The organism is Micromonospora sp. NPDC057141 (assembly GCF_042670805.1).
In the GTDB taxonomy this organism is placed as follows: Bacteria; Actinomycetota; Actinomycetes; order Mycobacteriales; family Micromonosporaceae; genus Micromonospora.
The window spans coordinates 33,254-47,082 of record NZ_JBHUVA010000050.1; the positions used below are offsets into that span (position 1 = coordinate 33,254).

The following is a 13,829-nucleotide window of genomic DNA, read 5'->3' on the forward strand; positions in this document are numbered from 1 at the left end:
TGCTGCCGCAGCCGCTCAAGCCGGTGTTGTTCGCGGCGGCGGGTTCCGCCGAGGCGGCGTTGCTGGATCAGACCGTGTTCACGCAGGCCGGGCTGTTCGCGGTCGAGGTGGCGTTGTTCCGCCTCGTCGAGTCGTTCGGGATCGTGCCGGACTTCGTCGGTGGGCACTCGGTCGGCGAGATCACCGCTGCACACGTGGCCGGGGTGCTGTCCCTGGCCGACGCGTGCGCGCTGGTGGCCGCGCGGGGCCGGTTGATGCAGGCGTTGCCGGCCGGCGGCGGGATGCTCGCGGTCGCCGCACCCGAGGCAGACGTGCTGGCCTCGTTGGACGGGATGACCGACCGGGTGGGCATCGCCGCCGTGAACGGCCCGTCGGCCGTGGTCGTCTCCGGTGCGGTCGAGGCCCTGGCCGAGGTCGAGCAGGCGTGGCGGGAGCAGGGTGTCCGGACGCGCCGGTTGGCGGTCAGCCACGCGTTCCACAGTCCGCTGATGGAGCCGATGCTCGCCGAGTTCCGCGTGGCCCTGGAGACGCTCACGTTCGGCGCGCCGTTGTTGCCGGTGGTGTCGAACCTGACCGGCGCGCCCGCCGACGGTGACGAGATCCGCACCCCGGACTACTGGGTGCGGCACGTCCGCGAGGCCGTCCGGTTCGCCGACGGGGTCACCGCGTTGCGGGCGGCCGGCGTCGACACCTTCCTGGAGGTCGGGCCGCAGAGCGTGCTGACCGCCATGGCCGCCGACGTCCTGCCCGGCGACGAGAGAGTGCTGACCGTTGCGGCCCAGCGCCGCGACCGGCCCGAGGCCACCGGGCTGCTGGCCGCCCTGGCGGAGTTGCACGTGGCCGGGGTGCCGGTGCCGTGGCGGCAGTGGTTCGCCGGGACGCACCCGCAGCGACTCGACCTGCCCACGTACGCGTTCCAGCACCAACGGTACTGGCCCAACGCCGGCCGGCCCCGCATCGGCGACGTGTCGGGGGCCGGGCTGGGCGAGGCTGGACACCCGCTGCTCGGCGCGTCCGTCGACCTGGCCGGCAACGACGAGGTGGTGCTCACCGGCCGGCTGTCCCTCGCCGCGTACCCGTGGCTGGCCGACCACGCGGTCTCCGGCGCGACGCTCGTGCCGGGCACCGCCCTCGTGGAGCTGGCCGTCCGGGCCGGCGACGAGGCGGGGCTGTCCCGGCTGCGGGAGCTGACCATGGCCGCGCCGCTGGTCGTACCGGACGCCGGCAGCGTGCGCATCCAGGTACGTGTCGACGGCCCCGCCGACGCCCCGCAGCGGGCGGTGACCATCTACTCGCGACGCGACGACGACCCCGCCTGGGTTCGGCATGCCGAGGGTGTGTTGGAGCCGGTCGCGGTCGAGGAACCGGTGGTGGGGGTGTGGCCGCCGGTGGGTGTGTCGGAGGTGGATGTTTCGGGGTGGTATGAGGGTTTGGCGGGGCTTGGTCTGGTGTATGGGCCGGTGTTCCGTGGGTTGCGTCGGGTGTGGGCCGGTGACGGTGAGGCGTTCGCCGAGGTGGCTCTGCCCGATGAGGCGGGGGGAGTGGGCGGGTTCGGGCTGCATCCGGCGCTGTTGGATGCCGCTCTGCACCCCATCGGGCTGCTGCTCGCCGAGAAGTCGTCGGGTGCGCGGGTGCCGTTCGTGTTCTCGGGTGTGCAGGTGCATGCGTCGGGTGCGCGGGTGTTGCGGGTGCGGTTGACGCGCTCGGGTTCGGGTGTGCGTCTTGTGGCGGTGGACGAGTCGGGTTCGCCGGTGGTGTCGGTGGACTCGATCGTGTTGCGGGAGTTGACCGGGGTGGGCGTCGCGGGTGCGGCGTCCCGGTCGCTGTTCGAGGTCGTCTGGCAGGCCGCCGACGTCGTTGCGGCCGGCGACATGTCCGGCTGGGCGCTGCTCGCCGACCCGGACACCACCGCGCCCGGGTTCCCCCGCGCGCTCGCGGGCGGGGCCCAGTTGGCGGCGTACCCCGACGTGGCGGCCCTGCTGGCGGCGGTGGCGGCAGGGGCAGACGCGCCGCGCGCCCTCGTGCTGCCGGTCGCCGCCCCTCACCCCAACCCCGACGCGGTACGGGCGGTGACGGCGGACGTGCTGCGCACGGTGCAGACCTGGCTGGCGGCCGACGCGCTCGCCGGCACGCGGCTCGTCGTGGTGACCCGGGGGGCGGTCGTCGCGCGGGACGGCGACCGGGTGACCGACCTGGCGGGCGCGGCCGTGTGGGGCCTGCTCCGGTCGGCCCAGTCGGAGCACCCCGGCCGCATCGTCCTGGCGGACGTGGAGTCCGACGCGACGGCCGGCGGTGACCGGGAAGCCGAGCTGCCGGCCGTGCTGGCCGGTGCCCTCGACGACGCCGCCGTGGGTGGTCAGGTGGCGGTGCGGTCGGGTGGGGTGCGGGTGCCCCGGCTGGTCCGTGCGTCGGCCCCGGTGGCTCCGGTGGTTGTTGGCGATGGTGCCGTGCTGGTGACGGGCGGTACGGGTGCGTTGGGCGCCCTCGTCGCGGAGCACCTGGTGTCGGTGCACGGGGTGCGGTCACTGGTGTTGGTGTCCCGTCGGGGTGCGGCCGCTGCGGGCGTGGACGAGCTGGTGGGGCGGCTGTCGGGGCTGGGCGCGTCGGTCGAGGTGGCGGCGTGTGACGTGACCGATGCCGAGGCGGTGCGTGCCCTGGTCGGGCGGCTCACCGCCGACGGCGGTCGGCTCGCGGGGGTGGTGCACACGGCGGGTGTCCTCGACGACGGGCTTGTCGAGGGGCTCACCGGGGAGCGGCTGGCGGCCGTGCTCGCGCCGAAGGTCGACGCGGCGTGGCATCTGCACGAGGCGACGGTCGGGCTGGACCTGGACCTGTTCGTGGTGTTCTCGTCGATCGCCGGGGTGCTGGGTTCTCCGGGGCAGGGTGCGTACGCGGCGGGGAACGCGTTCCTGGACGGGCTGGCGGCGTACCGGCGGGAGGCTGGTCTGCCGGCGGTGTCGTTGGCGTGGGGGATGTGGGACACCGACGGCATGGCCGCCTCGATCGGTGACGCCGACCGGGCGCGCTCGGCGCGGGCCGGCCTGACGCCGATGAGCGCCGCCACCGGTCTCGAACTGTTCGACGCCGCCCTCGCGGCGGGACGCCCCGCCCTGGTGCCGGCGACCATCGACGTGCCCGCCCTGCGGGCCGCCGCCTCCGGCGGCGTGGTGCCGCCCATGCTGCGCGCCCTCGTCGGCGCGACCACCAGCCGCCGCCAGGCGGGGCAGGGCGGCGGGGGGTGGGCCGAGCGGCTCGCCGCCCTCACCGAGAACGAAGGCCGGGCGCAACTCGTGCTCCTGGTCCGTGGCCTGGTGGCGCAGGTGCTCGGGCACGGTGGTGCCGAGGCGGTACCGGCGGATCGGGCGTTCCGGGAGTTGGGTTTCGACTCGTTGACGGCGGTGGACCTGCGCAACCGGGTCAACGCGGCCACCGGGCTGCGACTCGGCTCGACGCTGGTCTTCGACTACCCGACCCCCGCCGTGCTCGCCGACCACCTGTGGTCCGAGCTGGCCGGCGTACGCCAGTCGGCGGCCGAACTGGTCGCCAGCGCGACGAAGGGCACCGACGAGCCGATCGCGATCGTCGGCATGGCCTGCCGCTACCCGGGCGGGGTGGAAAGCCCCGACGACCTGTGGGCGCTGCTCGCGGCCGGCGGGGACGGGATCTCCGAGTTCCCCGCCGACCGGGGCTGGGACCTGGCATCCCTCTTCGACCCCGACCCGAACAACAGCGGCACCTCGTACACCCGCAACGGCGGCTTCCTCTACGACGCGGCGGAGTTCGACCCCGGGTTCTTCGGTATCTCGCCCCGCGAGGCCCTGGCGATGGATCCGCAGCAGCGGTTGCTGCTGGAGGCGTCGTGGGAGACGTTCGAGTCCGCCGGGGTCGACCCAGCGCGGCTGCGGGGCAGCCGGACCGGTGTCTTCGCGGGCGTCATGTACCACGACTGGGCGACGCGTCTCATGGACCTGCCGGCCGAGGTTGAGGGCTACGTGGGCACGGGCACGTCGGGCAGTGTGTTGTCGGGGCGGGTGGCGTACACGTTCGGTCTGGAGGGGCCGGCGGTGACGGTGGACACGGCGTGTTCGTCGTCGCTGGTGGCGTTGCACCTGGCGGCGCAGGCGTTGCGGTCGGGTGAGTGTGATCTGGCGCTGGCCGGTGGTGTGACGGTGATGGCGACGCCGGGGACGTTCGTGGAGTTCTCCCGGCAGCGTGGGTTGTCGGCCGACGGGCGGTGCAGGTCGTTCGCGGCGTCGGCGGACGGGACGGGTTGGTCGGAGGGCGTCGGGATGTTGCTGGTGCAGCGGCTCTCCGACGCGCGGCGGGAGGGTCGGCGGATCCTTGCCGTGGTGCGGGGCACGGCGGTGAATCAGGATGGGGCGTCGAACGGGTTGACTGCGCCGAATGGTCCGTCGCAGCAGCGGGTGATCCGGCAGGCCCTGGCGAACGCGCGGTTGTCCACGGCGGATGTGGACGCGGTGGAGGCGCACGGCACGGGCACGACGTTGGGTGATCCGATCGAGGCGCAGGCGTTGCTGGCGACGTACGGGCAGGACCGGCCCGCCGACCATCCGCTGCTGCTCGGGTCGATCAAGTCGAACATCGGGCACACGCAGGCGGCTGCGGGTGTGGCTGGTGTGATCAAGATGGTCATGGCGATGCGGCATGGTGTGGTGCCGCCGACCCTGCACGTGGATGAGCCGTCGCCGCATGTGGACTGGACGACTGGGGCGGTGTCGTTGGCAACGGAGGCGACGGCGTGGCCGGCTGTCGACCGGGCGCGTCGGGCGGCGGTGTCGTCGTTCGGGATTTCCGGGACGAACGCGCATGTGATCATCGAGCAGCCTCCGGCGGAGGTCGTCGAGGGTGTGGTGGTGGAGCGGGTGGTGCCGGTGCTGCTGTCCGCCCGGACGGATGCCGCCCTCGCGGGGCAGGCGGGTCGGTGGGCGCGGTGGTTGGCCGGTGACGAGTCCGTTGGCGTGTGGGATATGGCGTGGTCGTCGGTGACGACCCGACCCGCGCTGGAGCAGCGGGCCGTCGCCCTGGTCGCCGACCGGGATGGCCTGCTCGCCGCGCTCCGGGCGCTCGACGGCGGTGACCCCTCCGGCGCGATCGTCACCGGCACGGCCGCCGAGCGTGGCCAGCTCGCGGTCCTTTTCTCCGGTCAGGGCGCGCAGCGTGTGGGCATGGGTCGGGAGTTGTCGGAGGCGTTCCCGGTGTTCGCGTCCGGGCTGGACGAGGTGTGCGCCGGGCTGGATCCGTTGCTGCCGCAGCCGCTCAAGCCGGTGCTGTTCGCGGAGGCGGGCACGCCCGAGGCGGCGCTGCTCGATCAGACGGTGTTCACCCAGGCGGGCCTGTTCGCGGTCGAGGTGGCGTTGTTCCGTCTCGTCGAGTCGTTCGGGGTGGTGCCGGACTACGTCGGGGGCCACTCGGTCGGGGAGATCGTCGCCGCGCATGTGGCCGGGGTGTTGTCCCTGGCTGACGCGTGTGTGCTGGTGGCCGCCCGGGGTCGGTTGATGCAGGCGTTGCCGGCCGGCGGGGGGATGCTCGCGGTGGCCGCCGCCGAGGAGGCTGTGGCGGAGTCGATCGCCGGTCGGGTCGACGTCGGGATCGCCGCCGTGAACGGCCCGTCGGCCGTGGTGGTCTCCGGCGCGGTCGAGGCCCTGGCCGAGATCGAGCAGACCTGGCGGGACCGGGGCGTCCGCACCCGTCGGCTCACCGTCAGTCACGCGTTCCACAGTCCGCTGATGGAGCCGATGCTCGCCGAGTTCCGGGCGACCCTGGAGAGGCTGTCGTTCGCCGTGCCGTTGCTGCCGGTGGTGTCGAACCTGACCGGGGCGCTGGCCGATGGTGAGGAGATCCGTACGGTCGACTACTGGGTGCGGCACGTGCGGGAGGCCGTCCGCTTCGGCGACGGAGTCGCCGCGCTGCGGGCGGCCGGCGTCGACACGTTCCTGGAGGTCGGGCCGCAGAGCGTGCTGACCGCCATGGCCGCGGATGTCCTGCCCGGTGACGAGGGTGTGCTCGCCGTGGCGGCGCAGCGCCGCGACCGCTCCGAGGCTGCCGGACTGCTGGCCGCCCTGGCGGAGTTGCACGTGGCCGGGGTGCCGGTGTCGTGGCGGCAGTGGTTCGCCGGGGCGAGCCCGCAGCGACTCGACCTGCCGACGTACGCGTTCCAGCACCAGCGGTTCTGGCCCGAGGCCGCGCCGGTGGTGCGGAAGGACACCGATGGCGGGGACGCCGAGTTCTGGGCCGCCGTCGAACGCGGCGACCTGACCGGCCTCGCCGCCCAACTCGGCGACGCCGCCGCCCTGGACGCCCTCAGCTCGGCCCTGCCCGCGCTGTCACACTGGCGGCAGGCGCGCACCCGCGACACCGCGCTCGACGGATGGTCGTACCGCATCGGGTGGGAGCCCGTGCGGCCCGCCCCGGCGGCCGGGCTGACCGGCCGGTGGCTCGTTGTCACCGTCGGCGGCGGTGCCGACGCGGGCGTCGCGAAGACCCTCGCGGAGGCCGGCGCGACCGTCGACACGCTGACCGCCCCGCCGGCCCTCGACCGGGCGGAGCTGGGCGGGCGGCTGCGCCGCACCGGCGTCGAGGGCTGGGCGGGCGTGCTGTGCGTGCTGCCCCGGCAGGACGAGGCCCTCCCGGACGCGCCGGGCGTGCCGGCCGGCGCGGCGGCGCTGCTCGCGCTCACCCGGGCGCTGACCGACACGGGCCTGCCCGGCAGGGTGTGGGCGCTCAGCCGCGCCGCCATGCCGGTCACTGCCGGCGAGCGGGCCGCCGACACCTGGCCGGCGCTCGCCTGGGGCCTCGGCCGCGCCGTCGCCCTGGAACAGCCCGACCGTTGGGGCGGGCTGGTCGACCTGCCCGCCCGCGCCGACCGCAGCACCCGCGCCGCGCTCGTCGCGGTGCTCGCCGACGGCACCCTGGACCAGGTGGCGATCCGCCGCAACGGCGTCTTCGGCCGGCGGCTGGTGCCCGCCGCCGCGCCGGTCGGGTCGGGTTGGCGTCCGTCGGGGACGGTGCTGGTCACCGGTGGCACGGGGGCGTTGGGTCGGCACACGGCCCGGTGGCTGCTGGCCAACGGCGCGGCCGAGGTGGTGCTCGCGTCCCGGCGGGGCCCGGACGCCCCCGGCGTCGCCGAACTGCTCACCGAGCTGAACGGGACCGGGGCGGCCCGGGTCGTCGCCTGCGACGTCGCCGACCGCGAGGCGGTCGCCGCGCTCGTCGCCGACCTGCCGGCGCTCACCGCCGTCGTGCACACTGCCGGCGCGTCCGGCGGGACCGCGCCGGCGCACGAGGTGACCGCCGCCGACCTGTCGGCGACCCTCGCCGGGAAGGTGCTCGGGGCCCTGCACCTGGACGCCACCTGCCGGGGCCGGGACCTCGACGCGTTCGTCGTGTTCTCGTCCGTGGCCGGCGTCTGGGGCGGCGGCGGCCAGGCCGGCTACGCGGCCGGCAACGCCCTGCTCGACGCCCTCGTCGCCGCCCGCCGGGCCGCCGGGCTGCCCGCCACCGCCCTCGCCTACGGGCCGTGGGCGGCCGACGGCATGGCCGCCGGGGAGACCGCCGAGGGCCTGCGCCGCCGAGGCTTTGCCCCCCTCAATCCTGACGCCGCCGTCGCCGCGCTGGGCCGCTGGGTCAACGCCCCCGAGGCCGCGCCGGTGATCGCCGACGTGGACTGGTCCCGGTTCGTCGCCGCGTTCACCGCGGCGCGGCCGAGCCACCTGTTCGACCGGGTCGCCCCGGCCCCCGCCCCCGAGGCGCAGCGGCCGGAGGCCGACGCCGCCACCAGCGGGCTGCGGGCGCGGCTCGCCGTGCTGCCGGCGACCGGCCAGGAGAACCTCCTGGTCGACCTGGTACGCGCCGAGGCGGCGGCGGTGCTCGGGCACGACAGCACCGACCAGGTGCCGGCCGGCCGGGCGTTCCGGGAACTCGGCTTCGACTCCCTCGCCGCCGTGCAACTGCGGGACCGGCTGGGCCGGGCCACCGGGCTGACCCTGCCGTCGACCGTCGTCTTCGACCATCCGTCGGCGGCAGAGCTGGCGCGGTTCCTGCGTACCGGACTGGTGGCCGGCGCGGCCGACGGCGGCCCGGCGGTCGGGGTGGTCGCGGCCCGGCCGCCGGCCGACGAGCCGATCGCCATCGTCTCCATGGCCTGCCGCTTCCCCGGCGGGGTGTCCTCGCCGCAGGAGCTGTGGCGGCTGCTGCTCGACGGCGGGGACGCGATCGGGCCGATGCCCACCGACCGGGGCTGGGACCTCGCCGCCCTGTTCGACTCCGACCCGGACCGGGTGGGCACCAGCTACGCCCGCAGCGGCGGCTTCCTCGACGGCGTGGCCGACTTCGACGCCGCGTTCTTCGGCATCAACCCCCGCGAGGCCCTGGCCATGGACCCGCAGCAGCGGCTGCTGCTGCACACCACCTGGGAGACGTTCGAGCGGGCCGGCATCGACCCGCACCGGGTACGCGGCTCCGCCACCGGCGTCTTCATGGGCACCAACGGGCAGGACTACGCGACCCTGCTGCTGGGCGCCCGCTCCGAGGTGGAGGGCTACCAGGCCACCGGCAACGGCGCGTCGGTGGTGTCCGGCCGGCTGGCGTACTCGTTCGGGCTGCACGGGCCGGCGGTCACCGTCGACACGGCGTGCTCGTCGTCGCTCGTCGCGCTGCACCTGGCCGCGCAGGCGCTGCGCTCCGGCGAGTGCGACCTGGCCCTGGCCGGCGGCGTGACCGTCATGTCGACGCCGGGGGCGTTCCTGGAGTTCTCCCGGCAGCGCGGCCTCGCCGCCGACGGGCGGGTCAAGGCGTTCGGCGCGGACGCCGACGGCACCGGCTGGGGCGAGGGCGTCGGCGTCCTGCTCCTGCAACGCCTCTCCGACGCCCGCCGCGACGGCCGGCGCGTCCTGGCCGTGGTGGCCGGCAGCGCCGTCAACCAGGACGGCGCGTCCAACGGGCTGACCGCCCCGAACGGGCCCGCCCAGCAGCGGGTCATCCGGCAGGCCCTCGCCAACGCCGGCCTCACCCCGGCCGACGTCGACGCCATCGAGGCGCACGGCACCGGCACCACCCTCGGCGATCCGATCGAGGCGCAGGCGCTGACGGCCGCGTACGGGCCGGACCGGCCCGCCGACCGTCCCCTGTGGCTGGGCTCGATCAAGTCGAACATCGGGCACACGCAGGCGGCGGCCGGCGCGGCCAGCCTGATCAAGATGGTGCTCGCGCTGCGGCACGGGACCCTGCCGGCTACCCTGCACGCCGGCGAGCCGTCGCCGCACGTGGACTGGGCGGCGGGCCCGCTGGCGCTGCTCACCGAGGCCCGCCCGTGGGACGCCGACGGCCGCACCCGCCGGGGCGGGGTGTCGTCCTTCGGGATCTCCGGCACCAACGCCCACGTGATCCTCGAACAGGCACCGGCGGAGGATCTGGTCGATTCCGCTGGGCTGCCCGATTCCACCGAGCTGGACGGCAGGCCGGCGTCGGGCGGCGCGGCGCTGCCCTGGCCGCTCTCCGCCGCCACGGCCGCCGGACTGCGCGACCAGGCCGACCGGCTGGCCCGCCGGCTCGCCGGCCCGGCAACCCCGAGCGACGGTACGGCCGACGGCGGCACGGTCGACGCCGATGCGATCGACGCCGGGGCGGTGGCCTGGGCGCTGGCCGAAGGCCGCGCGCACCTGGCCCACCGGGCGACGGTCGTCGCCGCCGACCCGCAGGCCCGCCTCGCGGCGCTGCGTGCCCTCGCCACCGGCGGCACCCACCCCGCCCTCGTGGCGCCCGCCCCGACGGCGACGGGCGGCACCGCCGTCCTGTTCTCCGGTCAGGGCGCGCAGCGCGCCGGCATGGGCCGGGAGCTGTACGCCGCGTTCCCGGTGTTCGCGTCGGTGTTGGACGAGGTGTGCGTCCAGCTCGATCCGTTGCTGCCGCAGCCGTTGCGGGAGGTGCTGTTCGCTGCGGAGGGTTCCGCCGAGGCCGAACTGCTGGGTCAGACGGTGTTCACGCAGGCGGGTCTGTTCGCGGTCGAGGTGGCGTTGTTCCGCCTGGTCGAGTCGTTCGGGATGGTGCCGGACTTCGTCGGGGGGCACTCGGTCGGGGAGATCGCGGCGGCGCATGTGGCGGGGGTGTTGTCCCTGGCCGACGCGTGTCAGCTCGTGGCCGCCCGGGGTCGCCTGATGAAGGCGTTGCCGGCCGGGGGCGGGATGCTCGCGGTCAACGCGGCCGAGGCCGAGGTGGCGGGGTCGATCGCCGGTCGCGCCGATGTCGGGATCGCCGCCGTCAACGGCCCGTCGGCCGTGGTGGTCTCCGGGGCCGTCGAGGCCCTGGACGAGATCGAGGGAGCGTGGCGGGAGCGGGGTGTTCGGACCCGTCGGCTGACCGTCAGTCATGCGTTCCACAGCCCGCTGATGGAGCCGATGCTGGCCGAGTTCCGGGCAACCCTGGAGACGCTGACGTTCGCCGCGCCGCTGGTGCCGGTGGTGTCCAACCTGACCGGGGCCCTCGCCGACGCCGACGAGATCCGCACCGTCGGCTACTGGGTGCGGCACGTGCGCGAGGCCGTCCGCTACGCCGACGGGATCGCCGCGCTGCGCGGGGCGGGCGTCGACACGTACCTGGAGATCGGCCCCGCCGCCGTGCTCACCGCGATGAACGCGGAGCTGCTGCCCGACGACGCCACTGCCGTGGCCGCCCTGCGGGCCGGCGTGCCGGAGCCGGCGGCGCTGCTCGCCGCCCTCGCCACCCGCTACGCGACCGGCCGGGACCTCGACTGGGCGGCGCTGCTCGCCCCGCTCGCCGGCCCCCGGCCCGCCCCGCGCGACCTGCCGGAGCTGCCCACGTACGCGTTCCAGCCGCAGCGCTACTGGCCCACCCTCACCGCGTCGCCGACCGGCGGGGCGGACCGGGCCGACGCCGCGTTCTGGCGGGCGGTCACCGACGGCGACCTGGACCGGCTCGGCATCGACACCAGCCAGCCCCTGCGGGACCTCCTGCCGGAGCTGGAGTCGTGGCGGCGCCGCCAGCACGAGGACGACACGATCGCCGGCTGGCGCTACCGGGTCACCTGGCGGCCCCAGCGGCTCACCGCCAGCGAGCCGGGCACGTGGCTGGTCGTCGCGCCGCCCCGGGAGGCCGCCGGTGCCGTCGCCGACGCGCTGCGCGCCGGCGGGGCGGCCGTGCACCTGCTCACCGTGGACCCGGCGACCGTCGACCGGGACGGACTCGCCGCCGACCTGGCGCTTGCCTGCGCGACGCACCAGCCGACCGGGCTGCTGTCCCTGCTCGCCCTCGACGAGGCCCCGCACCCCGGGCAGGACGCCCTGCCCGCCGGCCTCGCGGCGAACCTGCTGCTCCTCCAGGCGCACACCGGCCGCGAGGGCGAAGCGCCGCCGCTGTGGCTGGCCACCGCCGGGGCCGTCGCCACCGCCGACGCGCCGGCCGCCCGGCCGTGGCAGGCCACCACCTGGGGCCTCGGCCTGGCCGCCGCCCTGGAACACCCCCGGCACGTCGGCGGCCTCGTCGACCTGCCCGGCACGGTGACCGGGGAGCTCGCCGCCGCGCTGGTCGCCGCGCTCACCAACACCGAGGGGGAGGACCAGCTCGCCGTTCGCGCCTCGGGCGCGTACGCGCGGCGGTTGGTCCGGGCCACCGACCCGGCCGACGGTACGGGCGGCGGCTGGACGCCGCACGGCACCGTCCTCGTCACCGGCGGGGCGGGCGTGGTCGCCGGGCACGCCACGGCGTGGCTGGGCCGGCAGGGCGCGGCCGTGGTGCCGCTGGACCAGCCGGCAGGCGCAAAGCTCACCGACCGGATGGCGCAGCTCGCCGCCGACGGGCGGCCGGTGACCGCGCTGCTGCACGTGCCCGCCGACACCGGCACCGTGCCGCTGGCGGAGCTGACCCTCGCCGGCCTCGCCGCCGACCTCGTCGCCACCGTCGGCGACATCCCCCGCTACGCCGACGAGCTGGAGGGCGCGGCCCTCGGCGCGTTGGTGCTCTGCTCCTCCACCTCCGGCGTGTGGGGCTCCGGCGGGCGGGCCGGTCAGGCGGCCGGCGACGTCCTGCTCCAGGTGCTCGCCGAGAACCGGCGGCGGGCCGGGCTGCCGGTGACGTCGGTGGCGTTCGGCCCCTGGGCCGACGGGCTCGCCGACGCCGACCTCGACCAGCTCAGCCGCCGCGGCCTGCCCGGCATGGCCCCCGACCTGGCCACCGCCGCGCTGCGGCAGGCCGTCGCCGACGGCGCGCAGGTCGTGGTGGCCGACGTACGGTGGGACCGGTTCGTGCCGGCCATCGCCGCCGTGCGGGCCCGGCCGCTGTTCGGCGAGATCCCCGAGGCCCGGGAGGCGCTGCGCGGCCTGCACAGCGCCGAACCGGCCGACGACGGGGCCGCCGACGCGCTGCGGGACCGGCTGCGCCCCCTCACCGACGCCGAACGCGACGCCGTGCTCGTCGAACTCGTGGCCGCCCAGGCGGCGGCGGTGCTCGGCCTGCCCGACGCCGGTGACCTCGGCCCGGGGCGGGCGTTCCGGGAGGTCGGCTTCGACTCGATGACCGCCGTGGAGCTGCGCAACCGGCTCCGGGCGGCCACCGGGGCGACCCTGCCGGCCAGCGTGGTCTTCGACTACCCGACGCCGCTGGCCCTGGCCCGCCACCTGCGTACGCTCGTCGTGGCCGACGGGGCGACGGCCACCGAGGGGCTGCTGTCGGAGCTGGAGAAGCTGGACGGGCTCTTCGCCGCCAGCGCGCCCGACCAGCTCACCCGGCAGAAGCTGCTGGTGCAGATGCAGGCGTTCCTGGCCCGCTGGGGCGACGACCGGCCCGCGCCGGCCGACGCGCCCGTGGTGCCGACGCTCGACGGAGCCAGCGACGCCGAGCTGTTCGACTTCATCCACCGGGAGCTGGGCGGGCCCGACGGCAATATCGGGAGGGTATTCTGAACCAGGTCGACTGCCTGTTGAGCCGTTCCGCGATGCATGACGTTAGGCAGCAAAGGGTCCAACATGCGATCAGCTTTCCGATTCCTGGCAATTGCCACTCTGCAAGTCGCTGGAGTGGTAATCGTTTTCGCCTTTCTTGTGACGCTTGCATTCGAGCCGGGCGAATGGCGAAAGTTGGACTGGATAATCGACCTGCTGCCCTTGCTGACGACGGTTCTCGTAGTTAATGCGCTGGTGCAGGTATTCCGATTGTGGCGGCACTCAAGAGGAAGGAGCTAGCGCGGTTGTCGTGGGCGCGTGGTGGTTGGAAGGAATGTCTAACCTGTGCAGCTCGCCGTTGTTTTCGGTTGATGCCTCGACGCACTTGGCGGCGATCGTACCTGCGCTCCGTCAGACAGTCTCGCGCCCCGGATGACTGCGGGTGAGGACTGAAGAGGAACCCCTGGCCGCCTTTGCTGGGTGGCCTGGGTTTCTCGGCGTGCTGGTGAGGCGGCTGGCCCGAACTGCTTGGCCAGGTTGACGAACGACTGCCAGTTGCCCGGCGTGAAGTCGAGGGTGCCGCCTTCGCGGTCCTTCGTGTCTCGGACCAGGACGGTGCCCGGCAAGTTGTCGGCAACCTCCACGCACGAACCGCCGTTGCTGCCGCTGCTCTTGCGCCACTTGGCGTCGGTCATGTCCACGTCTGCGCTGCCTCCTTCTGGGAGCCTGTGCCGGATTCGGCTTACCTGGTTTGCCGCAGGTGATCGAGAAACAGATCACGCTCGATCAGGGAAAGCACGGCATCACTCGGGCCAGTTGGCCACGGCGAATTCAGGCGGTCGAAGCATTTGCCTCTACGAGTTCGGCGAATATCTCGGAGGGCTTCTTCCAATCATGGATCTTACGGGGTCGGTCGTT

1 protein-coding gene and 1 pseudogene (1 of these 2 cut by a window edge) are annotated in these 13,829 nt (G+C 75.1%); one reads left to right on the plus strand and one right to left on the minus strand.

Annotation, left to right across the window (positions count from 1 at the left end; all coding sequences use genetic code 11):
* Window positions 1-12,932, plus strand: partial view of a type I polyketide synthase gene (locus ACFT41_RS22235; RefSeq protein ID WP_377613966.1) — the final stretch only. Its footprint begins 17,131 nt before the window's first position; the window shows 12,932 of its 30,063 coding nt (coding positions 17,132-30,063); its start codon lies beyond the left edge, outside the window; the stop codon is at window positions 12,930-12,932.
* 503 nt (window positions 12,933-13,435) lie between these two features.
* Here the strand turns inward: ACFT41_RS22235 and ACFT41_RS22240 are convergent.
* Window positions 13,436-13,606, minus strand: a pseudogene (locus ACFT41_RS22240) (DUF397 domain-containing protein); the annotation flags it as partial.
* Between the last annotated feature and the right edge of the window lie 223 nt (window positions 13,607-13,829).